This window comes from Pleomorphochaeta caudata, assembly GCF_055395745.1.
Genome location: NZ_AP042458.1, coordinates 1,335,312 through 1,360,180, shown reverse-complemented (window position 1 = coordinate 1,360,180; position 24,869 = coordinate 1,335,312). Strand labels below are relative to the sequence as shown.

At 27.6% G+C, this 24,869-nt stretch carries 22 protein-coding genes and 1 riboswitch; of the genes, 12 read left to right on the top strand and 10 right to left on the bottom strand.

Going from position 1 to position 24,869, the window contains the following annotated elements:
- Positions 1–40 precede the first annotated feature (40 nt).
- The 3 genes from ACZ5RS_RS06250 to ACZ5RS_RS06240 form a co-directional block, all read right to left on the bottom strand.
- Complete coding sequence (locus ACZ5RS_RS06250) at positions 41–3,313, bottom strand: ATP-binding protein (protein WP_464638476.1); 3,273 nt, start codon at positions 3,311–3,313, stop codon at positions 41–43.
- 68 nt (positions 3,314–3,381) lie between these two features.
- Positions 3,382–4,086, bottom strand: a complete 705-nt coding sequence (gene yqeC, locus ACZ5RS_RS06245; RefSeq protein WP_464638474.1) for a selenium cofactor biosynthesis protein YqeC — start codon at positions 4,084–4,086, stop codon at positions 3,382–3,384.
- 1 nt (position 4,087) lies between these two features.
- Positions 4,088–4,492 (bottom strand): (deoxy)nucleoside triphosphate pyrophosphohydrolase, encoded by a 405-nt coding sequence (locus ACZ5RS_RS06240; RefSeq protein WP_464638472.1) that lies wholly within the window; start codon positions 4,490–4,492, stop codon positions 4,088–4,090.
- Between the two features lie 125 nt (positions 4,493–4,617).
- Between ACZ5RS_RS06240 and ACZ5RS_RS06235 the strand changes: the two genes are divergently transcribed.
- Positions 4,618–4,857, top strand: a complete 240-nt coding sequence (locus ACZ5RS_RS06235; RefSeq protein WP_464638471.1) for a hypothetical protein — start codon at positions 4,618–4,620, stop codon at positions 4,855–4,857.
- 34 nt (positions 4,858–4,891) lie between these two features.
- Here ACZ5RS_RS06235 and ACZ5RS_RS06230 read toward each other — a convergent pair whose 3' ends face one another.
- Positions 4,892–6,367, bottom strand: a complete 1,476-nt coding sequence (locus tag ACZ5RS_RS06230; protein WP_464638469.1) for an NAD(P)H-hydrate dehydratase — start codon at positions 6,365–6,367, stop codon at positions 4,892–4,894.
- 58 nt (positions 6,368–6,425) lie between these two features.
- A riboswitch (TPP riboswitch) is annotated at positions 6,426–6,515 on the top strand.
- Positions 6,516–6,570: 55 nt separating this feature from the next.
- Between ACZ5RS_RS06230 and ACZ5RS_RS06225 the strand changes: the two genes are divergently transcribed.
- From ACZ5RS_RS06225 to ACZ5RS_RS06200, 6 genes are all read left to right on the top strand, one after another.
- The gene (locus ACZ5RS_RS06225; protein WP_464638468.1) at positions 6,571–7,605 is read left to right on the top strand and encodes a thiamine ABC transporter substrate-binding protein; all 1,035 of its coding nucleotides are present in this window, start codon (positions 6,571–6,573) and stop codon (positions 7,603–7,605) included.
- Between the two features lie 57 nt (positions 7,606–7,662).
- Positions 7,663–9,357 carry an ABC transporter permease gene (locus tag ACZ5RS_RS06220; RefSeq protein WP_464638466.1) on the top strand — a complete coding sequence of 565 codons (1,695 nt, stop codon included), beginning with the start codon at positions 7,663–7,665 and terminating at the stop codon, positions 9,355–9,357.
- Between the two features lie 14 nt (positions 9,358–9,371).
- Entirely contained in the window at positions 9,372–10,400 is a 1,029-nt protein-coding gene (locus tag ACZ5RS_RS06215) for an ABC transporter ATP-binding protein (protein ID WP_464638464.1), read from the top strand.
- A gap of 48 nt (positions 10,401–10,448) precedes the next feature.
- Positions 10,449–11,033, top strand: coding sequence for a hypothetical protein (locus ACZ5RS_RS06210; protein ID WP_464638463.1), 585 nt, complete (start codon positions 10,449–10,451; stop codon positions 11,031–11,033).
- Positions 11,034–11,051: 18 nt separating this feature from the next.
- Complete coding sequence (locus ACZ5RS_RS06205; protein ID WP_464638461.1) at positions 11,052–12,026, top strand: caspase family protein; 975 nt, start codon at positions 11,052–11,054, stop codon at positions 12,024–12,026.
- 66 nt (positions 12,027–12,092) lie between these two features.
- Complete coding sequence (locus ACZ5RS_RS06200; protein WP_464638459.1) at positions 12,093–13,100, top strand: caspase family protein; 1,008 nt, start codon at positions 12,093–12,095, stop codon at positions 13,098–13,100.
- Here the strand turns inward: ACZ5RS_RS06200 and uvrB are convergent.
- From uvrB to ACZ5RS_RS06185, 3 genes are all read right to left on the bottom strand, one after another.
- Entirely contained in the window at positions 13,097–15,172 is a 2,076-nt protein-coding gene (gene uvrB / locus ACZ5RS_RS06195; protein ID WP_464638458.1) for an excinuclease ABC subunit UvrB, read from the bottom strand. The two genes, ACZ5RS_RS06200 and uvrB, sit on opposite strands and share 4 nt — an antisense overlap.
- Before the next feature lie 2 nt (positions 15,173–15,174).
- Positions 15,175–16,449 carry a S1C family serine protease gene (locus ACZ5RS_RS06190; protein ID WP_464638456.1) on the bottom strand — a complete coding sequence of 425 codons (1,275 nt, stop codon included), beginning with the start codon at positions 16,447–16,449 and terminating at the stop codon, positions 15,175–15,177.
- A gap of 75 nt (positions 16,450–16,524) precedes the next feature.
- Positions 16,525–17,475, bottom strand: coding sequence for a carbohydrate kinase family protein (locus tag ACZ5RS_RS06185; RefSeq protein ID WP_464638454.1), 951 nt, complete (start codon positions 17,473–17,475; stop codon positions 16,525–16,527).
- 105 nt (positions 17,476–17,580) lie between these two features.
- Here ACZ5RS_RS06185 and ACZ5RS_RS06180 point away from each other — a divergent pair, with 105 nt between their 5' ends.
- Positions 17,581–18,048, top strand: coding sequence for a hypothetical protein (locus ACZ5RS_RS06180; protein WP_464638453.1), 468 nt, complete (start codon positions 17,581–17,583; stop codon positions 18,046–18,048).
- 105 nt (positions 18,049–18,153) lie between these two features.
- Positions 18,154–19,857, top strand: coding sequence for a glutamine--tRNA ligase/YqeY domain fusion protein (locus ACZ5RS_RS06175; RefSeq protein ID WP_464638451.1), 1,704 nt, complete (start codon positions 18,154–18,156; stop codon positions 19,855–19,857).
- 119 nt (positions 19,858–19,976) lie between these two features.
- Here ACZ5RS_RS06175 and ACZ5RS_RS06170 read toward each other — a convergent pair whose 3' ends face one another.
- Positions 19,977–20,627, bottom strand: a complete 651-nt coding sequence (locus ACZ5RS_RS06170; RefSeq protein ID WP_464638450.1) for a hypothetical protein — start codon at positions 20,625–20,627, stop codon at positions 19,977–19,979.
- A gap of 326 nt (positions 20,628–20,953) precedes the next feature.
- Here ACZ5RS_RS06170 and ACZ5RS_RS06165 point away from each other — a divergent pair, with 326 nt between their 5' ends.
- From ACZ5RS_RS06165 to ACZ5RS_RS06155, 3 genes are all read left to right on the top strand, one after another.
- Positions 20,954–22,228, top strand: a complete 1,275-nt coding sequence (locus tag ACZ5RS_RS06165) for an amidohydrolase family protein (RefSeq protein ID WP_464638448.1) — start codon at positions 20,954–20,956, stop codon at positions 22,226–22,228.
- A 259-nt stretch (positions 22,229–22,487) separates the two neighbouring features.
- On the top strand, positions 22,488–23,027 hold the full coding sequence (locus ACZ5RS_RS06160) for a hypothetical protein (RefSeq protein WP_464638447.1): 540 nt from the start codon (positions 22,488–22,490) through the stop codon (positions 23,025–23,027).
- 14 nt (positions 23,028–23,041) lie between these two features.
- Positions 23,042–23,662, top strand: coding sequence for a hypothetical protein (locus ACZ5RS_RS06155; protein ID WP_464638445.1), 621 nt, complete (start codon positions 23,042–23,044; stop codon positions 23,660–23,662).
- 82 nt (positions 23,663–23,744) lie between these two features.
- On the opposite strand, the gene rbr is transcribed toward ACZ5RS_RS06155, so the two are convergent.
- Positions 23,745–24,287 carry a rubrerythrin gene (gene rbr / locus ACZ5RS_RS06150; RefSeq protein ID WP_464638444.1) on the bottom strand — a complete coding sequence of 181 codons (543 nt, stop codon included), beginning with the start codon at positions 24,285–24,287 and terminating at the stop codon, positions 23,745–23,747.
- A gap of 20 nt (positions 24,288–24,307) precedes the next feature.
- Positions 24,308–24,703 (bottom strand): Fur family transcriptional regulator, encoded by a 396-nt coding sequence (locus ACZ5RS_RS06145; protein WP_464638442.1) that lies wholly within the window; start codon positions 24,701–24,703, stop codon positions 24,308–24,310.
- Positions 24,704–24,869: the final 166 nt, after the last annotated feature.

Sequence of the window (24,869 nt, the reverse complement as noted above, 5' to 3'; positions counted from 1 at the left end):
TATACATTCTGTGAGGTTGCAATTTGCAACCTCTTTTTTTTTATAAATATTTATTTAAAGTTTCTAATAAAACATCTGTTTCAATCGGTTTTTTCAAATGAGAATTAAAACCTTTTTCAATACTCTTTTGTTTATCTTTTTCAAAGACATTAGCACTTAATGCAATTATCACTATTGATTTTGAGTCTTTTCTATCCAAATCTCTAATCTGTTTAGTTGCTTCTAATCCATTTAATTCAGGCATCATAATATCCATCAATATCATATCAAATTCTTTTTCAACTGAATTAGAAAAGATTTCTACAGCTTGTTTTCCATTCTCAGCAAGAACAGTTTCTATACCTAAATTATTTAAAATAGTTTGAATTATCATAGCATTAACTTTATGATCTTCAGCAATTAATATTTTTTTATTTACGAATATTTTTTTCTTTGGAACAGTTTTTTTATTTTTATTTTGCTCTAAATACTGCTCCTCTGAAATAACTGTTAAAGGTAATTTTATTGTTACTTTTGTGCCTTTTCCTAATTCACTCTCTAAAGAAATTTTACCATCTAGTTGTTTTACTAAATTTGCACATATAGCTAAACCTAGCCCAGTACCACCTTCTGTATCACTTAATGAATTTTTCTCCCTAGTAAAAGGCTGAAATACTTTTTCAACAAACTCTTTGCTTATACCTACTCCATTATCTTCTATTGTATGAACACTAAATAAATTACCATCCTCTTCGATGTTCTCAACTGTATAAATTACTTCTCCATTAATAGGAGTATACTTAATAGCGTTATTTAAAACATTTAAAAGAATTTGGTGTAATCTTAATTTTTCTAAAACTTGATAACGATAATATTTGCCTTTTTGATTAAATACAAAATTAATATTCTTATTAGAAGCTTGAGTTTTTATAATAGTAATAATCATTTTATAAAATTTTTCAGTATCGATTGGTTCTGGATTAATCTCTACTTGACCCATTTCAATTTTGTTCATATCCAAAATATCATTCATAAGACCTAATAAATAAGTTCCAGCTTCATTTATTTTATTAAAATAATCATTATTATCAATTTTATCATTATTTATTCCGATTTCAGATAATCCTAAAATTGCACTTAATGGAGTTCTAATTTCATGGCTCATCCTAGATAAGAAATAATCTTTTGCAGTAGCTGCTTGTTTTGCTTGAACTAAAGCTTCCTTCAATACTAATTCATCTTTTATAGTAGCCAAAATCTCATGTGTAACATTTTCTTCCATAATTAAAATAAATGGACTCTCTTTTTCTGTTTTAACAAAATGACATCTTCTATATGTAACCATATTACCATGATCAGAAATCCTATAAGTAAAGCTAAAAGTATTTTTATACTTAATTTCTTTTCTAACATTTTCAATAGCAACTTTACTTAATAAATATTCTCGATCTTCAGGATGAACATATTTATCAGCAAAAGCTTCCCATTCTAATTTATAGATTCGATTAGGATTTGCCTTATTAGTAACATCAATAAGTTGAGTTTGGAGAATAGACATCTGCGAATTTAATACATTTACATAAGCTAAATAAACAAATTTTGTATTATATATTGCTTCTATAGATAAATTTAATATTTTTCTCTGTGTAATATTATATATAAAGGAGAATGCAATAATTTCTTTAGTTTTTAAATCCAAGAAAAGTTTTAAAATATTGGAAATATATAAAACAGTATTATCATTTGTAATAATTTCATATTCAAATTCTAAAACTCTCCTACCCATTTCATAATTTTCTAACAAATATTCAGGAGAAAATCTTTCATATATTAATTGTTTCCCTTCAACAATAACTCCAACTTTCAAGAAAGAATCAACCATATCTTTTATTGAAGGTCCTTTTCTGTTATTTAATTCTTTATATTCTTCAGCTACATTACAATTTATAACAATATTTCTAGAAACATTCATCTCTGCCATAGCCATTAGACCAGTTCTATTATCTAAGGTTTTCTTTCTTTCTATTTCAAACCATTTTTCTGAAGCCTTAGCATCATCTATATTTTCAACTGACACCCAAGCATTTGTAGGAATACCAAAAGTATTCTTGAAACAAGTAAAATTGATTTTAATCCAAGTATAAGCACTCTCTCTTGTAGGAAAGACTCTTATTTCACATATTACTTCATTATCTCCAGCTCTAACTTTTTCTATAGCTTGAGAAAAAGTTTTTATATCATCGTAATAAATCATATTCCTAGATATAAAAATTTCAGAAGCATTTTCAATTGGTTTACCATAAAAATAATAATCTAAAACTAAATCTGTATAACTAGTAACTCTATCATTTTCAATATCATAATCCCAAACTGAAATAGCACATTGTTTTAAAGCATTTTTAAACTTTAATTCTACAGTTTTTAACTCATTAATATCTGTAACACTAACTAGAATTTTATCTTGATTTATAGATTCATCATAAATTTTTGTACAAACTAACTTCATCCAAACAGGAGTAGGACGATTATATGCAATAGGTAAAATTATTGAACAAGATCCACTATCTCTTACAATCTTTATTGCATTTTGTATTATTCCGAAATAATCAATTGAAACTATTTTTTTTGTTCTAACAAATGCAAAAAAGTGTTCTATTTCTCTATTAGTGCCTTCTGAAAAATTATTATTAATTAATATTGCTTTATCTTGATCAGGGAAAAAATAAAATAATTTAATTCCTTCACTATCTAAGATATTTTTGTAAAAGGTATTAACAGCTATAATCTCTCTTGATTTTTTTTCTTTTTGATTAAATAACTCTGTAAATCTTGAAATAATACTATCACTAATTAATATTCCTAATAATGCAAAAAGTGAAAAAGCAATTAAAAATAGGAAATCACCATAACTTCCATATACATATTGTTTATCAATTAATTCAATAACCATAATTAGAATTACAAATAAATAATTTAAGAAAACTTTATTAATCAACATAAAATTTGAAAAAATTAAAAGCAATGCAATTTCGATTATATAAAAACCAATTGATAATACTGAGAGATGAATAGGCACAAAAACCAGTAAATAAATAAAATATATAACAAGAGTAATACTTATAAAGGTATCTTTTTTTATTTGTTTTTTTCTTGAAATTAAACAATAAACTATATAGAGAATTAACAAGCATGTAGCCATAACTATTTTGCTTGAAAAAATTGTATCAACAATGTAAGAATAACTGAAATTAACAATTTCAATAAAAATTAAGAAAATATATAAACTTTTTAAGTTAAAGATATCTTTAATTAGTCTATTTTCATTTTCTACCATATATTTATAAATACCTCTTATAAGTAATATTTTAAAGCAACTTTTATTTAATAACAAGTTTTATAATATTAAATGAAAATATTATCTTTAACTGAGCCTACTAATATTGGATATGGCGATTTTAATTGTTTTATTGATTCAACAACTTTAATATCTACTAAATCACATTGGTTAAACAATAAAACAGCCTTATGTTTTTTCTCTATTCCTTTTAATAAGCCTTCTTCATTATCAATTAACTTTTGATAATAATTACAATCAACTATCTCAGTCGAAGTTTCACCCATACAAACATTTGCTGCCATATCGCCATAGCTTGAAAGCCCAACTATAGCAATAATAGAAGTCATATCTTCTGTAATAACAGGATCTCTATCACTATGAATTTTACAAGGCAAACATCTAGCTCCATCTGCTTCAAAAATAACTACATCATATTTCTTTGTTATTATTGATAAGATTTCACTTCTTGGAGATATTGCTTTTTTAGTATTCATAATATGTTTTTCAACAAATAATACAGATTCTCCAGAATTTGGTTCATGATTAAAGAACTCACCTTCATTTAGAAATACATGATCTACTTCAAAATTGAATAATCTAGGAGTTTGAATTTTAGTAGTAGTACTTAATAATACTTTTTTACCTTTTGAACGATAGTATTTACCTAAGGCAATTAAAGTTGATGTTTTTCCACCACCTCCAGTAATTCCAATTATAGTTTTATTAGAAGCAGGTTTAATTATTTCATCAATTTTTTCACAAAGTTGCATTCTAGTTTTCCTTAAGTTTAGTTTTTAATTGTTCAATAATTTTTTTATCACTATCTGCAAATTTATAATTATCCAAATTATTTAAAGTTTCCCATTTTAATTCTGTGTGAACACTTAAATCATTATCATCTAAATCTTTTTTTAAAAATACTTGATGAGCTTTAAGAAAATAATGGGTATCTTTGTTTACAAAGTCACAAGAAGCTAATTCTTCTCCTACTTCAATATCTACATTTAATTCTTCTTTAAATTCTCTTTTTAAAGTGTCCTCAACACTTTCTCCCCATCTGTTTTTACCACCAGGGAATTCCCATTTATTGGCAATGGAGCCTTTATCAATTCTCTTTCCTATAAGAACTTTATCCTCTTTAAAGCAGATACCTGCTGTTGTAATTCTTTCTTCCATCTATTCCTCACAATAAAACCCAAGTTGGAAAAAATAGATGCAAAATGGCAACTAAAAAAATAAAAATCGCCATTTTTTTATATAATTTTCTTTTCTCTTGGTTTATGTTTAATGTTTTTTTACTTTTGAATAATATAATATTATACCACAAAGAAGATACAAACAATGCAATTGTTGGAAATAAATCTCCCAAAAATATTGGACCTGGGATATTTGGTATAAAACAATTAAATATAGTTAAGATATACCCTACAAACATTATTATAATAAATAAATATCTCTTACTTAATAAATATTCTCTCATGTTCAACAAGATAGGTAACTTAACCCCATATTCACCTGTAATTAAAAGAAGTCCTGTATAACTTAAATAGATTATAGTTAAAAACCAAACTTGCATCATGATAATTGTTTCCCTATATATTTTATCAATTCTTCACTAGAATAAAATCCCACTTTTTTTCTTGCTTTTATCCCAGCATTAATATGAATTTTAACAGCTTCTATTGCACAATCATAACAATTTAATTTTGAAGCAACTAAAGCAGCTACAGACCCCGCTAATACATCTCCACTTCCTGCAACAGCTATACTTGGATTAAATTTATAGACTATTAGAGGAATTTTATTTGGATGAACTATATAAGTAATGCTAGCTTTGCAAACTATTATAGCATTTAATTTTTTAGATAATAAATTTAAGGTATTTATAAAATCAATAGTATTATTAATTGAATAATCAACTAAAACAGAATCTGCTAAAGCTTTTAATTCTCCTAGATGTGGTGTGAAAATTAATTTATCATTATTTTGTACATTAATTTTACCCATTTTATATAAATTAGCGTAAGCTCTTATCCCATCAGCATCAATAACTGTTGGTTTATTATATTTTAAAATTTCTTTTAATAAATCTTCTCTATCTTTATCCCAACCAGGTCCTGCTAAAATTGCATCATAAGATGATAAATTCATATTATCATCTATTTTATTTACAATAATAGATGGACTTTCTACTGCAACAATTTCATAAATTTCTTTATCACAAAAAGATGTTATTAAACCACATCTACTACTAAAAGCACTTTTACTTGCAAGTCTTAAGGCTCCTGAATATTTTTTACTTCCACCAAAGATAGCTAAATGCCCTCTAGTTTTTTTATAGGCAGTTTTATCTAACTTTGGAACATTAATATGTAAATTACTATTTAAAGTAGCAACAGGATCTATTAAATCAATTACTTGCAAAGGAAAGCTTGGATTTATCTCAATAATTTTACCACAATTAATAACATTCTTTGGAAAGAAATATAAAGCTTTTAATGGGCCCATCGAAAAAGTATAATCAGCCTTAACACAAGGAGCACAAACTAAATCACTCATTCCACTAGGTACATCAACACTAAAAACTTTAGCCTTTGAAAGGTTAATTAAATCTACAATATTGATTAAATTATCTCTTAATTGACTTTTTAACCCAATACCAGTAATACCATCTATAATATAATCTGAATTTAGAATAGTACTTTTTATTAAATCTGAATCATCACTAATATTTAAAGAAAAAATATTATATGAATCTATAATCTTTTTTTGGACAGTTGTACTTTCACTAAATTTATTTGAACAATAAATTATTTTTACTTTTTCATAGCCAGCATTTAATGCACAACGAGCAATAACTAATGCATCACCACCATTATTTCCACCACCACATACAAAAACTAGTGATTGGTCTTTTAAAATATGATGTTTCATATATTCCCAAGCTTTTACTCCAGCTTGTTCCATCAAAATTAACCCAGGTTGATTATAATCTTTTTGGGCCATAGCATCAATTTTAGCAATATCTTGACTATAATATAAGTTTTTCATTCTTTAATGTTACTCTAATGATAAATACTTGACAAGAATATTTCTCATTATTACTCTAAGAAATGTCCTGGGGTGGCTATATGCCTGAGATAAAACCCGTTTACCTGATCTGGATAATACCAGCGTAGGGAGACCTCTTTATTTATCTTAATAAATTTTTATTAAATACCCTTAGGCCAAATTCAATTTGGAGGCTTTTTTATATGAAAAAGTTTTTTACAATTGTTGTGGCCTTAATTGCTACAACATCTACTCTCTTTGCCGCTGGGGCAAAAGAAACTTCTGATACTGCCGTATCAAATGAAATCACAGTTTATGCATATGATGCATTTTGTGGAGATTGGGGACCTGGTCAAAAAGTTGTTGAAGCTTTTAAAGAAAAAACAGGTATTGATGTAAATTTAGTTTCAGCTGGGGATGCTATTGAAATGTTAACAAAGGCTGAATTAGAAAAAGATAATCCTAAAGCTGATGTTATTATTGGAATTTCTGATGACATGGCAGTAAAAGCTTATAATAGTGACTTATTTGATTCTTATGATTCACCAGTTTTAAATGATATCCCTGAATTCTTACAATTCGATAAGCAAAATAGATTATTACCTTTTGATTATGGTAACTTTGCTTTTGTTTATGATAGTGAAAAGATTTCTCAAGCTGATTTACCTAAATCTTTAGAAGATTTAACTGATCCAAAATATAAAGATAAAGTATTATTAATTGATCCTAGAACTTCATCAGTTGGTCTTGGTCTTTTAATTTGGACAAGAGAACTTTTTGGTGATGATTATCTTAATTGGTGGGAAAACATGAAAGACAACGCATTAACAATTACAGAAGGTTGGTCTAGTGCTTATGGAATGTTCACAGCAGGTGAAGCTCCTATTACACTTTCTTACACTACTTCCCCTGTTTATCATGTTATGTTTGAAGATACCACAAGATACCAAGCTCTTATTTTTGATGAAGGGCATAGTGCAACTATTGAAGGTGTTGGAATTTTAAAAAGCAGTAACAAAAAAGATTTAGCAAAACAATTTGTTGATTTCTTATTAACTGATGCTCAACTTGATATTGCTAGTGCAAACTCTATGTACCCTACAAATTTAGCAACTGAATTACCAAAAGCATTTGATTGGGCTCCAAAACCTCAAATTACTTTAAGTCTTGATGCCAATGATATTGAAGATAATCTAGATACTTGGTTAAATGAATGGACAGAGGTAATGAGCAAATAAATTTTATATTAATTTACTTATTATATAATTAATGTAATATAGATATTAGAGGAAAGTATGAAAAAGAAATACATAGATAATAGAGATCTTTATGAAAAGATCATTCCATTACCTTCTCTTATTTTATTATTTTTGATTTTCTTACTTCCTCTAATTAGCACTTTATCAAAAGCATTTATCTATGATGGAAAAATCACTTTTTCACCATTTTTAGATTTAATTAAAACGCCTTATACTTTAAGGATTCTTTTATTTACAATTAATCAAGCTTTTTTCTCTACTTTACTTTCACTTATTATTGCTCTACCAGGAGCATATCTATTAGTAAATTATCAAGTCAAAGGAAGAAAATTAATATTAGCAATATGCACTATCCCTTTTGTTCTTCCGGCAATTCTAGTAATTTTAGGCTTTGTAACTTTTTATGGTAACAATGGATTTTTAAATGTTTTATTGATGAAAATATTTAATTTAGATAATCCACCACTTAAGATTCTATATTCATATAAAGCAATAATTATAGCTCATGCTTTTTACAATTTTCCAATTATTTTAGTTCTAGTAACCACTTATTGGGAAAATCTAGATTATAAACTTGAACTATCTTCTTATGTTTTTGGAGCAAGTAAGTTACAAACTTTTATATCAATTACTCTTCCTAGATTAATTTTATCAATAATATCTTCTTCCCTATTAGTATTTTTATTCTGTTTTACTAGTTTCTCAATAATTCTAGTATTGGGAGGAGGTCCTAAATATACAACAATGGAAGTTGAAATATATAGAAGAGCTCGAATCTCTATGGATTTAAATAGCGCAGCTTCCTATGCTTTAATTTCAATCATCTTTTGTTTAATTATTTTAATTATCTATAATATCTTCCAAAGAAAAACAACAACACAAGAAAATATTTATAAAAGCTTATATAAAAAAGAAAAGAAACCTGTTACTAAAATAGGACTTATTCTTAGTATTCTTTATTCAATCTTTGTAATTCTATTTGTATTGTCCCCCATTATTTCAATTATAATAAAATCTTTTCTTGCATCTAATACTAGAAGTGACCAAAGCATTTTAACCTTAAAATGGTATAAACAATTATTTGGATTAAGTAGTACCACAGGGATTATGAAATCAAGTTTTATTTCAATAATTAATTCATTAAAAATTGCTTTAACAGTTGCAATTTTATCAACTCCTATGGCTCTATCTTTAGCAATAGCTAGTAAAAGAGATCATTTTAAATCTTCTATTTTAGTAGAATTATTAGCGATGCTACCCTTAGCCGTATCGTCGGTAATAATTGGATTGGGCTATTATTTAATATCTGCAAGATTAAAAAGCTCTGGTGGGCTTTTATTAGTTATTTTAGCGCATTTAGTTATAGTATTACCATTTAATATTAGAGCTATTACACCAGAAATTAGAAAACTTCCACCATCATTAAAAAATAGTGCAATGACTTTGGGAGCAAGTGGATTTAGAGCTTTTATTGATATTGAAGTCCCACTATTAAAAAGTTCTTTAATTAGTGGAGCAATTTTTGCCTTTGCTATTAGCATGGGAGAAGTAAATGCTACCTTAATTCTATCTTCCTCTTCAATAGTTACAATTCCTGTAACAATGTATAGATTAATTGGTTCTTATAATTTTGGAGGGGCTTGTGCATTAGGTACTATATTAATAATTGTTTGTGCTATAGTATTTATTTCAAGTGAATATATGAAAAATGATAATAAGGTATATATTTAAAATTAGAGTTAAATATGGAAAATAATATAATAAAATTAAAATTAAAAAAACAATTTGAACAGTTTCTTTTAGATATAGATTTAAATCTTGAAAAAGGCCAATTAATTTCCCTACTTGGACCAAGTGGCTGTGGGAAAAGCACTACTTTACAGTTAATTACTGGACTTTTAGATAATGATGAAGGTCATATAATAATCGATAATCAAGATATCTCAAAATTAAAAGTAAATGAGAGACAAATCGCTATGGTCTTTCAAGATTATGCATTATATCCACATTTAAATGTTGAAAAAAATATAGCTTATCCACTAAAGATTAAAAAAATAAAGAAAGATATTAGAAAAAAGAAAGTAAAAGAACTTTTAAAACTAGTTGATTTAGAAGGTTTTGAAAATAGAAAAATCGAAAGTTTATCTGGTGGAGAAAGACAAAGAATAGCCTTAGCTAGAGCATTAGCCGTTGAACCTAAACTATTATTGTTAGATGAACCACTCTCCGCTTTGGATGCAAAGATGAGAAATCATCTTAGAGATGAAATTCGTCGTATTCAAAAAAAATTAAAAATTACTATGATTTATGTAACGCATGATCAGAGTGAAGCGTTATCTATTTCAGATACTATTGTATTAATGAATGATGGAAAAGTAGAGATGTGTGCTAGTGCAGAAGAGCTATATAACAATCCTACTACAAAATTTGCTTCAACATTTATTGGCGAAGGGAATTTTATTCCAGCAGCATTAATTAATAATGAATTGGATAATAAAACTAGTGAAAACTGCTATTATTTCTTTAGATATGAAAATGCTTATTTAATTGAAAAAGATAAATTCAGCATCACAGAATTATTACCCCATGTTATTTTGAAAAATGCAAAAATTTTGTCTTTTGAGTTTAGAGGTATTTTTTATAAGACAAATTTGTTATATAATGACATTACCCTTTCAATACTTACAAGAGAAAAACCTCAAAGTGAGATTGTTGATATTTGTATAAAATTAAAGGATTTAAAGAGATTTAAGGATGATATACTAATTAATTAAAGCAGTTTTATTGATTGTTGTATTTAATATTATAATAGGAGCATTAAATTGATAAAAAAAACTTTTATAATATTTATTTTACTTTTTTCTACAACAAGTCTTTTCGCACTTGATGCTGGGGCTAAGTTTGATTTTGGCCTTTATTATCATCCCTCAATTACACTAGATGATTCAACAGATTTACCCGTTTATTCATCACTATCTTCAACATATGACTTTGAACCAATCTTTTTAAAATTTGGTAATTTACAATTTGGGCCTTACGTATCTGTTTATCATGTATCTCAATCAATAGTATTTAATAATGAATATCTAAGAGATTTCAAAGCAGTAGCTTTTGGATTAGATTTTGGCTATTACTTTTCAGATTCATTTAAATTTAAGTTAAAAAGCTCTCTTGGAATTGGTGCTTTAGGTGAAAGTTTAAATAAAGAAATGTATGCAAATGTAGCTCTTATTCCATCTTATATTTTAAAGAATACTGATACATATAATTATAGTTTAGACTTTATATTTAATTTAGTTTATAGAAAATACTTACTTTCTCCATCTGTAGGTATAGGATTTAGTACAAGTTTTGATTGGATTTCTTATTATATTAATAAAAAGCCAAGCAATCACTTTTATGATTGAAAATAAGGAAATGAGAATATGAAGAAATATTTATTATTAATATTAACTATTTTCTTAACAACTTTAACTAGCTGTGAACTTTTTTATTCTCAAAATCCTTATACAATCAATTTAATGACAATAGCCTTAGATTATGAAAACAGTAACGATTCACTTATAAATGCTCTTACTGGAACTATAAATGATGCAAAAGAAATTGAAAAAGCATTTAGAGAAATTAGTGAAAGACAACAAGTAGATTTTAATAGCTACAATTATTATCAAATAGGACCTTCTGCAGCTACAGCTACAATTAATGATCCTCTCTACCCAAGTAAATCAAACATTCTAACTGCTTTAGACAATCTTGAATCACTTTCTAATGAAAATACAATAACAATAATTTTCTATTCTGGACATGGAGTGGTTAGTAATGGAAGTTGGGTACTTGGAGAAACAAATAATACTGCAAGTAAATATCTTTCGGTTGAAGAAATATATAATGCTATTAAGGATATTAATGGAAAAACTTTAATAATTAGTGACTCTTGTTATTCTGGTAATTTATATCAAGATAGTGCTTATTCTATTTTAGATAAGAACTATTCTTTTGCTGAAGCTTATGAAAAATTTATTAGCACAGATATCAAATATGATACTGAAGATGTATATATTTTAAGTGCAACAGATAGTGATAATCCTTCATATGAAATGAATCTTCAACCAAAAAATCTTGTAAGAAATCATGGATTTTTAACAAAAGCACTACTAGAAGGGATTGGTTGGTGTGATGGAGAAAAAGGTGTTTTAACTTATGATGTAATTCCTGAATTGATTGAAGATGATGGAATTCAAGGTAAATTAGCTAAAGGCCTTCCGCCTGCTGCATTAAATAATATCTTAAGTGTTGATTCATTAGTAAAATATATTAAAAACAATCAAGGGCTCTCTCTATCTTATCAATATCCTCAAGTATCTGGTGGCAGATTTGATTTAGTATTATTCAAATATTAAATAAATAATAATTTTATTAAAAGCAAATTTATAAATTAACAAATAATAAATATTAAGGAATAAGATATGAAAAAAACTTTATTATTAATATTTATTACACTTTTATTATTTTCAAGTTGTGAATTAGCTTATGAACAAACACCATATGATATAAATTTAATAACAATTGCTTTAGATTATAGTAATACTGATGTTAATAGTTTAAATGGAACTATTAATGATGCTAGAGAGATTGAAAAAGCTTTTCGAGAATCTTGTAAAAGAAATCAAATAAATTATACTAGTAACAATTTTTATCAAATTGGGACTTCTTATGATTTTCAAACAATTAATAATAATCAATATCCTAAAAAAGCTAATATATTAAAAGCCTTAGATAAATTAATAAACTCTTCAAGTGATAGTTCAATAAATATAATATATTATTCAGGTCATTCAGATTCTACTGGTAGTTGGTTATTAGGAACTACAGACTCTGAAAACGGGGATTCATTTGATCGCTTTGATATAATCAAATATGATCAAATATTAAGTGTTAATGAAATCTATAAAAAATTAAAATTAGTAAAAGGGAAAAAATTGTTAATAGTTGATTCTTGTTATTCTGGTAATTTCAAACAAGATTCCCCATATTCCCTTGATGAAAATAATTTTACTTTTGATTCAGCCTATAAAAAACTATTAAGTAAAGAAAGTACAATAGAAGATAATATTTTTATTCTTTGTGCAACCGAAAAAAATAATTATGCTCATGAACCAACTTATTGCTCAGGGCAAAGACTTCACGGATATTTTACCAAAGCTCTACTTGAAGGAATGGGCTGGTGCGATGGAGAAAAAGGCATTTTAACTTATAATTGTATAAACTCTCTTACAGATAAGAACGGAATACAAGGAACTTTAGCAACAGGACTTCCTCCTGCAGCTAAAAAACATTGTCTTAGTATAGATTCTCTTGATCAATATATTAAGCAAAACCAAGATATATTATTAAAATCTGAGGATATATTGATTGAACATCAATATCCCCAAATTACTGGAAAAAGATTTGATTTAGTACTTTTTAAGTATTAAACAGTTAAATTATTATTTTTAATTTTTTCTATTTCATCTCTTAATAAAGCAGCTTTTTCAAATTCTAAATCTCTAGCATATTTAAACATTTCTTTTTCTAGTTCTTTAATATATTTCTTCCTATCTTTATTATCCAATAGATTATGAGCAGCTCTTCTTATATTTAATTCACCGTTGATATCATTTTTCTTATCTTCTTCTTCTCTTTCAATGATATCTTCAATAGCTTTTTCAATTGTTTTTGGAGTAATATTATGTTCTTTATTATATTCCATTTGGATACTACGTCTTCTATTAGTTTCAGATATAGCTTCTTTCATAGCATCACTTTCTTTATCAGCATACATAATAACTCTACCATCAGCATTTCTTGCAGCTCTACCAATAGTTTGTATTAAAGAAGTTGCAGAACGTAAAAATCCAATTTTATCTGCATCTAATATTGCGACTAAAGATACTTCAGGTAAATCTAAACCTTCTCTTAGTAAGTTAATACCAATTAAAACATCAAATACACCTTTTCTTAAGTCTCTTAAAATTTCTACTCTTTCTATAGTTCCAATATCACTATGCAAATATCTAACTTTCAAATCTAAAGAACTTAAATAATCAGTTAAATCTTCAGACATTCTTTTTGTTAAAGTTGTTACTAAAACTCTTCTATTATTTTTAATAGTTAAATTGATTTCTTTATAGAGATCTTCCATTTGACCTTCAGTCTTTCTAACTGAAATTTCAGGATCTAATAAACCTGTAGGCCTAATTATTTGTTCAACAATATTTGTATTTTCTTCTAACTCACGTTTTCCAGGAGTTGCTGATACATAGACCCTTTGAGTAACAATTTTATCAAATTCATCATATTTTAAAGGTCTATTATCTAAAGCTGAAGGTAATCTGAATCCAAAATTAACTAAATTTAATTTTCTAGATCTATCTCCTTCATACATAGCTCCAACTTGAGGCAAGGTAACGTGTGATTCATCAATAAATGTAACAAAATCAGATGGGAAATAATCTAAAAGAACTGCCGGTCTCTCGCCTTCTTTTCTTCCTGTTAATTGTCTAGAATAGTTTTCAATTCCAGAACAATACCCAATTTCTTTTAACATCTCAATATCATATTCAACACGACTCTTTATTCTCTCAGCTTCAACTACTTTCCCTTGAGAGTTAAAATATTCAACTCTATCTTTAAGTTCATTTTCAATTCTAGTAATTCCATCTAAAACTGCTTCATGAGGCATTACAAACTGTTTAGCAGGATAAAGAGAAAATCCATCGACTTTCTCTTGTTTCTTATTATTGATTGGATCAAACCACGCAATCTCTTCAATTACATCCCAGTCTAAAGTAATTCGAACAGCATTCTCTAAATATGAAGGATATATTTCAATTACATCGCCTCTAACTCTAAAGGTACCACGTTGTAAAACACTATCATTTCTTTCATATTGCATTCTTACTAATTGTTCTAATTCACTTCTATGATCAAAAATTGTCCCAACTTTAAAGTTATGAACCATATCTCTTAAACTAACAGGACTACCTAAACCATAAATACAAGAAACTGTAGAGACAACAATAACATCTCTTCTTTCCATTAATGAAAAAGATGCAGATAATCTTAATCTATCAATTTCATCATTAATATCTGCAGTTTTTTCAATATATAAATCTTTACCTGGAACATATGCTTCTGGTTGATAATAATCATATGTGGAAACAAAGTATTCAACAGCATTATTTGGAAAGAAAGTTTTAAACTCTCTATATAATTGAGCAGCTAAAGTTTTGTTATGAGATAAAACTAAAGTAGGTTTATTTATTTTTTCAATAATTTTTGCCATTGTATAGGTTTTACCACTACCTGTAACACCTTTTAATACTTGAGTTCTTTCTCCCTTTTTTAGACCTTCACTTAAATTGTCTATAGCTTGAGCTTGATCACCAGAGGGCTCATAAGGAGCAATTACATGTAAAGCTAGCGTTTTTCCACCTTTAGCTTGTTCATGATAATTTTCTACAAGTTCCCCACCCCATTTTAAATCGACTTTTATTTCTTCACTCATTATTAAATAACCTTATCTATATTCTCACTTCTATTCACTAATTCAACTGTTTTAACTAATTCTTTACCATCTCTTATAATTGTAATTTTTACCTTGTCGCCCATTCTTGTTCTTAATAAAGCATTATAAAAATCATTATAAGTGGCTACTGGTTGATCTTCTATTTTTGTAATAACATCTCCACCTAGATAAAGAGTAGATGCCCCATATGAAATCTTAACATTTCCACCTTGAAGACCCGCCTCAGCGGCTTTTCCATTAGGAACAACTTGGCTTACTAATACACCTTCAGAGATGTTTAGTTTTGCATAATCAGCTAATTGTTTTGTTAATTGAACAGGCACTATATCAATCCAGCCTCTCATTACTCTACCATAATTAATTAAATCAGGAATGATTGATAAAATAGTATCAATTGGAATTGCAAAATTCATTCCAGAACTACCATTATTTGTATAAACTGAGGTATTCATACCAATCATTTGAAAATGAGAATTCAATAAAGGACCACCACTGTTTCCAGGGTTAATACTAGCATCAGTTTGTATCATACCCATGATAACTGAGCCTGCGCTTGTTTCAACAGCTCTATCTAATCCACTAATAATACCTGTAGTTAATGTTCTATCATAACCAAAAGGATTACCAATAGCATAGGCTTTTTGACCAACTTTTAAATTAAAACTATTTCCAAGTTCAACAGGGACTAATTTTTTCTTATCGACATTTATTCTAATTAAAGCAATATCATCTACTTCATCACTACCAATTATGCTAGCAGTATAATAAGATCCATCCGCTAAAGTAACTACAATATTATTTAAGTCTTCAATAACATGATAGTTCGTTAAGATATCACCTTTTGAAGAAAGAATAACACCACTACCTGTTTTATTGGCTTTTTCATAAGTAATTATATCATTTGTTTTTAGACTACCTGAGATATGAACAACACTATCTTTACATCTCTCATAAACTTTAATGTTCTGCATTTCTTCACTAGTATATAACCAGCTTGAAGTATCATCTAAAACTAAAGAAACACTATCTTCAGAATAAAAGATTTCATCTACATTAACATCAGCTAAAGATAATAGACCTTTTTCGCCTTCAACTTTTAATATTTCTTGTACATTTTTCTTTAATTCGTTTCTCTTATAATCTTGAGTTAATTTCTTAGACCAGGAATATAAAAAAACAGTAAAAACTATTATAAAAATTAAAATTAATACAAAAACAATAAATCTTAAAATCTTTTTCTTTGACGTGCTTTTCATGTCAATAATTCTATATAAATGGATTACATTAAGCAAGCAAATCTAATAGAGTTTATTAGCTTTGCTCACTATATATTATAAAATACTATTTACTTCTTCTAAGGTTGGAGGATTACACCCCGCTTTAGCACAATTTAAGGAAGCACTATAACAAGCAAACTTTAAAGCTTCTTTTATAACATTATCATTTATTCTAAATTTCGGGCTATCAACATCATCACCAAAAACACCCTTCATAGATAAATAAGCTAATATACTACCTGAGAAAGTGTCCCCAGATCCAATAGTATCAACAACTTTTACTTCGTAATTGTCTTGGGTGAATTCTTTATTATCTGGAGTATACCAAATAGCACCAAGTTTACCTCTTGTTAACAGTATATGTGCCTCTGGATTAATTTTCTTTATTTCTAAAATTGCAGCTTTCTCATCATTATTTGGAAAAATAAAAGCCAAATCTTCATCACTTAATTTAATGATTGTAGCTAATGTAAAGAAATCAAAAAGTTTCTTTTGCCAATTTGGTATTTTTTCAACTTCTTGTGCTCTAATATTTGGATCAACAAAAATTACAGGTTTTGGGGCAAGAAAAGATAAAACATCAAAAATTGCAGAACTTGTTGGATTAATTAACATTGAAAGAGAACCCACATGAATAGCTTTTACATCTGAATGATTTGATATTGAATTTAATAATTGTTCACTAGATAAAACCATTGATGCTGTATTTTTTAAATAAAAATCATACTTTGCACTAGAATCTTCGCTTATAGTAGCTAATGCTAAAGTTGAAGGAGCCCTTGAGTTACAAAAATCTGGATCAAAGAAAATCTCTTTATCAATTAAGAAGTCTATTACTTTATGTCCATTAGCATCTTGAGAAATAGGTGATAAAAACATTGTAGAAACACCTTGATTAGCACAGGCTACAGCACTATTTAAGCCACAACCTCCAATATGAATATCATATTTACCTTCATTATTATCAACTAAATCTATAACATATTCACCAATAACTATTACCATATATTACCTCAAAAAAATTTTAATCTAATTTTAGATTAAATATAATTATATTACAATGCATTTATTATTGCACTATTATTTATTGTTTCTTATAATCAAAATCGTATGAAAAAAGTTACAACACGTGAATTAAAATGGATTAATAAAGGATATATAAAAAAATTATCCTATAATAAATTTGAAGCAAAAGGGAAAAATAGTTTTTTCTATTGCGTTAGTGATGAAAATTTTACTCTATCATTTTCAAGTAATCCAAAAGCTAAAAATTATTCTTTTATAATTTCTATAAGTGATAAAACATTTTATAGCCTAAACTTTAATGAAAATATTTCCATTGTTACTTCTATTAATGGTTATAAAACTGAAACTTTTATAGATAAAGATTTTATTAAAAATCCTGATAAATTTAATATAAAAATTGAAAGAAATTCTAATTGCTTTAATTTATTCATAGATGAAAAATTTTTATCCTCAGCAACATTACCTGCAGCTATGGATGCAATTTCTTTCGATTATTTATTCAATAATAAAGAATTTATAGAAATAAATGACTTTCTATATATAAAAAAATAATATATTTAGTACGATTTCTTATAAGATACTTTTCTTTAAATACCTCATCATGCTATTATTGCCTTAAGTTAAAGGCCCCTTTGAAAGGGCAAAGGACGGAAAAAAATGGAGTTGGAAGAAAAGAAAGAAAAACCCCTAAATTTTTTAGAAAAAATCATTGAAGATGATTTAGAAAACAATCGTGTACCAAACAATGAAATAGTTACACGTTTCCCACCAGAGCCAAATGGTTATTTACATATTGGCCATATCAAATCAATTTGTCTCAATTTTGGTTTAGCTCAGAAATATGGTGGAAGATGTCATTTAAGATTAGATGACACAAACCCTGCTAAAGAAGATATCGAATACATTGATTCAATTAAAGAAGATATCAAATGGTTAGGTTTTGATTGGGGACAGTATGAATACTATGCATCTGATTATTATGGTCAGTTATTTGAAATAGCAGTTCAATTAATTAAAGATGGCAAAGCATATGTTGATTCTTTAACACCAGAAGAGATGAGAGAATATAGAGGTACTTTAACAGAACCTGGTAAAAATTCACCTGATAGAGATAGAAGTATTGAAGAAAACTTAAAACTATTTCTTGAAATGAGAGATGGAAAACATCCAGAAGGAAAGTATACTCTAAGAGCAAAAATTGATATGGCATCTCCTAATATTAACTTAAGAGACCCTGCCCTATATAGAATTAAATTTGCAACTCACCCTAGAACTGGTGATAAATGGTGCATTTATCCAATGTATGATTTTACTCATCCAATTAGTGATGCAATTGAAAACATTACTCACTCAATTTGTACTTTAGAATTTGAAGACCACCGTCCAGCTTATGATTGGGCAACAGAAATTGATGGTATTGAACACACACCTCATCAATATGAGTTTGCAAGATTAAATATCAACTATATGCTTATGAGCAAAAGAAGATTATTAAATCTTGTTAATCTAAAAATTGTTGAAGGTTGGGATGATCCAAGAATGCCAACTATTAGCGGTGTAAGACGCCGTGGTTATTCACCTGAATCTATGAGAGATTTCATCGATAGAGTTGGTGTTGCAAAAACCGAAGGTGTAGTTGATTATTCATTAATGGAATTCTGTGTTAGAGAAGATTTAAATAAAAGAGCAACTCGTCTTATGGCTATTTTAGATCCAATTAAATTAGTAATTGATAATTATCCAGAAGATAAAGTTGAATATTTTGAAGCAATTGATAATCCAGAAGATCCTAATTCAAAAACTCATATGATTCCTTTCAGCAGAGAAGTATATATTGAAAGAGAAGACTTTATGGAAGTTCCTCCAAGAAAATACCATAGACTCTACCCTGGCAATGAAATTAGGTTAAAGTATACTTACTATGTAACTGCAACAAGTTTTGAAAAAGATGAAAATGGAAAAATTACTACAGTTCATTGTACATATGATCCTGAAAGCCGTGGTGGAACAACTCCAGACAAGAGAAAAGTTAGAGGTACTAGCCATTGGGTTTCAGTAAATCAAGCAATAAATGCTGAAGTAAGATTATATGATAAATTATTTGCAACAGAATATCCTGGAAAAGATACAGGAAACTATTTAGATGATTTAAACCCTGAATCATTAGTAATAATTGAAAATGCTAAAATTGAGCCTTATGCTAAAGAAGCTAAAGTTGGAGATTATTTGCAATTTATTAGAAATGGTTATTTCTGTGTTGATAACAAAAATAGCACAGAAGAACATATGATATTTAATAGAACTGTAACTCTAAAAGACTCATGGGCTAAAATGAAAAAGAAAATGGGTATAGAAAAATAAAAAAACTATTATCAATACAAAACTCCTAGAATGACAAATCTCATAATTCTAGGAGTTTTTTTTAGGCATAAATAAACTCCTTCATTAGAGAAGGAGTTTTAATAATCGTGTGTTTGAATTTAGTTTGCTGCATAAGCAACTGTTACTGCACTTTTATATCTACCTGCAGGAGCATTAGCATCTCCAGTATAAGTAATATTAAAGTTTACAGAATCTCCTGCAGCATTAGCAGCTAATCCATAGAAATGGTTAGCAACAGTATTGAAAGTAATTGGGGATGTAGCTGTAGCTGTACCAGTAGCAGCTGTAACAGCACTTCCAACTAAATCAGTAAAATAAGTTGTACCAGCTACAGAAGGAGCTGCAATTACAACAGCTTTATCAACAACATAACCAGCTGTACCAACTCTAGTTAATTTACCAGCACCTACTGTTACTTGTACACTATTTGCAGTATCTGCAGTACCAGCAGTAGCACGAACTCTAAAATCTACAGAAACAGCTTGAGCATTTCTAACATTCCAATCTGCATCATATACTTCTTGGCTTTCTGCTGAAACCCAATTGGCTCCATTTTGAGCTTCAAGAGCAAATACAAATTCTACATTATCAGCGTCAGCAACAACTGTTGCAGAATCTCCTGTGTTATCAACTGAAAAAGCTGTTGGTGCATAAGCTGTTGCAGTATTGGCTACTTCTTGATCAGCTGCAAATAAGGCCCCTGAAACAATAGCTAAAATAGTAGTTATTAATATTAATCTTTTCTTCATGTGTTTGTTTCTCCTAAATAATCAGTCTAATTTTTCCTATTACTAATTACAGTTAAAATATACATTACATTACATCTTATGTCAATACTTTTTGTTTTTAATAATAATTATTTTATCTTCGACACGACTTAGTTACCTTTTAGTAATACTTATTCACTAGTTATAACATTATTAAATTTATATAGTATAAAGAATTATTTTAGATTTTCTCACAACCCTAACAAATATATTAACTTATTACATACTTATGACATTTACATTTTAAAATAATTAAGTTTAAATTTTTTCATTTGCTTATTTATATTTTTTTAATATATACTCACAATATGAAATATTTTTTTGACGATCATATGCATGCGATGAATTTAAATCATCCAGACTTAGTTAGCGCAATTTACTCATTAAATTCAGGTATCACTGATTTATTAACTAGTGGATTCTTCTCTACTTCATATATTTTAGAAGGAAGTGGCGTACATTATTCAGTATTAAATAATAAACTGATTAATTTATTATTAGCTTTTGATAAACCAATAAACGAAACTTTCTCTATGATGGAGAATGATCTTAGAGGTGATTATAAAGATAAACTTTCAGAAGAAGATAGAAAAAATTTTAAACCTTATATAGTTAATAATAAATTAGTATTTCGAGGTATTGAATATGACAAATTAGCTTTAGTTCCTTTACTAATGGACTTTTCTAATAATCATAAAACTCTTGATAATATTTATTACCCACTAAGCAAAGAAGTAAAAATATTAAAATATGTAGAAGATAGTTTAGATTCTTTTAAAAATTATAGTTTAGACAATCCAGATGGAATATTAGAATTTTTCCCTTTATTAGGAATTAATACACCTGCCCATTCTCTAGAATTTATAAAAGATTTAATTCAAACATATATAAATAAGACACATAAAATAAACAACAGCAAATATTCAAAGAAAAAATTTTATGGCATTAAATTTTATCCACCTTTAGGACTAAATCCTTGGCCAAAAGATAAGAAAGAATTAAAAAAGCTATTATATATTTATGAATTTTGTGCTGAAAATAATTTACCAATTATTACACACTGTGATGATCAGGGTTTTAGGACTATTCCATCAAAAGAAGCTTGGCAATATACTAACCCTCAATCTTGGGATCCAGTTTTAAAAGAATACCCAACTTTAAAAATTGATTTCGCACATAGTGGAAAACAATATAGTTCAATCAAAAACTTACCTCCAGCATCAATACTTGCTCAAAATTTGATCAAACCTAAATCTGAAAGAATTCCTACAAGTCCTTGGTTCTACAACATAATAGATTTGATGAAAAAATATGAGAATGTATATTTAGATTTTTCTTTCAGTGGTTGTAACCCACAATTCTATGTAGAATTAATAAATTTCATGAACATAGAAGAAAATAAAGAAATTAAAGATCATATTCTTAAAAGGTCTCTTTTTGGAACAGATTTTTCTGTTAATTTATTCAAGGTTAAATCATATTCTGAATATTATTCAATATTTGAGAAAAGTCCTTTCTCTGATGAAGAAATTGATTTATTTGTTTCAGAAAATCCAAAAACTTTCCTTGATATAGAATTATAAAATTTATAAAAAGATATCATATTTGTCACAACATTCATCTTTTCTATCTTGATGAATGTTGCTCAAGTTTTCTTTAATTTATGCATTTATATTAATATTTCAACTCAAATACTTTATTTTTGTTACCTATTTAGTTTTATTAATATTTTTTAAATTTTAAGTACTTTGCTCGTAAGTTACAACTATTGACATAAGAAGTAAGCTATAATATAGTGTGAGCACATAGTAATATTAGGAATATATCTTTTTTGGAGGAAGCATGATTAGAAAACTTTTACTTATAATTGCAAGCTTAATTCTTTGCCTACCTCTATATGCTAGTCCACAAGTAATGATAAACACCGATGTAGATGGAGTATTAACACTTAAAAGATATTATCAAGAAATATCAGAGGCTACAGACATTTCAACTGGTGAGTTTTTTATTGATGCAGATGGCGTACATTCTTCTGTGAGTGAAGTTACTAATCCTTTTAATATAAATGCAGGATTCACTACTCAAAACTTTATTGTAACATTTTTTGGATCAACTCTAACATCACTTTCTCATCAAATTGATGCAACCATTACCAACTATTATCTATTAAACGATACAGAGAAAGTATTTGTAACCCAATCCCCCACTATTATAAACAAAACACCTTCAAATGGTATTTTAACTTTTTTAACTGGGGAATATTATGATAGTACAAATCTTAATCTACCAACATTTACATTTCAGATACAAAGCCCTGAATATAGTACAATTGCAGCTGGGAGATATTATGCAGATATTACTATAAGTATAGTTGAAAACTAAATGAGGAATATAAATTGAGCAGAAAAACATATTTATTATTTTTTTTATTATTTATAAATCTTAGCCTGTTTGCTGCACAAGTAGTAGTATCAGAGGCACCTGAAAATAATGAACCATTTAATCTTTCAGATGAACAAAATACAACTGTTGTTGCTGATGCTCCAGAAGAAGATTTAACAGCTCAAATTTTTTATAATAATAGCCCATTAGCAGCTGAAGCTGTTATTTCACAAGATAATAACAATAATAACTTATTATTAAGCGAGAGTTGGGAACTTACTCCTTTTTCTATAAGAATTACAGGTTCTCAATTACAAAACTATGGATTAAACATAAACCTTGAAGTAGGACTGTTTCAATTGTTAGATACAAATGGAAACATAGCCCAAGGAGCTGATAGCTATATTATTGATTCTCAAGCAATGAGAATAGAAAATTTAAGTGATATCCCTGGGACTATATTTAATAACAACCCCTTAGGTTCCAATTCATATTATTACTCTATCCCATTGAGCAATAACATTTACTATTCAAGTGATATAGTAGCAGATTTTAAATTAACTTGGACTGGAAGAGATATAACTCAACCTGGTAATTATATCAGCAATATTCAAGTAACATTCTCAATAAACTAATATACAATTGTGCTTATTGTGTTAGTAAATAAAAAGATCTCAGTTTTTGTGACTGAGATCTTCTTTTATAGTAAATTAAATACTAATAATTTTTACTTACCAATTCGAAATATGCTTGAGGATGAGCACATACAGGACAAATACCAGGAGCCTTTGGTCCAATATGAATATGTCCACAGTTTGAACACTTCCAAATCATATCTCCTTCACGTGAGAATACAATTCCATCTTCAATATTCTTTAATAAATTTAAATATCTTTCTTCATGATGTTTTTCGATTGCTGCAACCATGCTAAATAGTTTTGAAATTTTTGCAAAACCTTCTTCTTTAGCTTCTTCAGCCATTCTTACATACATATCTGTCCATTCATAATTTTCACCACTTGCAGCAGCTTTTAAGTTAGACATTGTATCTTGGATTTCTCCGTTTTCTTGGAGTAATTTAAACCAAATTTTTGCATGTTCTTTTTCGTTATTTGCAGTTTCTTCAAAGATATTAGCTATTTGTACATAACCATCTTTTTTTGCCTTTGATGCAAAATAAGTATACTTATTGCGTGCCTGTGATTCACCTGCAAATGCATCCATTAAATTTTTTTCAGTTTTTGAACCTTTAAATTCCATTAATTTCACTCCTTCACTAATTAATGATTAGTTTTTTTTAAACATTCAGGACAAATGCCTGTAATGATTATACTCTTATCAATATCTGAGAACCCTGTTTCTTTCTCAACATTAATAATACTATTACTATCTAACGGTAAAACCACATCAACTACTTTTTTGCAAATTCGACATTCAATATGTTGATGTTCTTCAGTTGTAGAATCATAATGATCGGGCCCATCTATGGCAAAAATTCTTCTTAATTTGCCTTCATCAACAAGTAAATTCAAATTACGATAAACAGTCGCTTTACCTACACTAGGATGACTCTTGTGTATAAATTCATATACTTCTTGAGCAGTTGGATGATTAAATAATTGCACCACAGCATCTAGAACGAGTCCTCTTTGTATTGTTTGCCTTCTTTCTACCATATTAATTCCTTATTGAAATTGATTATCTATAAGGATTATGCTTCATTAGATAAAAAATGTCAATATAATTTTTTAATATTATTAAATAGAAAAAAATCAAACACAACTGTAATTATTCTAACTTTCTTATTAGAAGTTCGCAACATTTTAAATTGATTTTAATAAA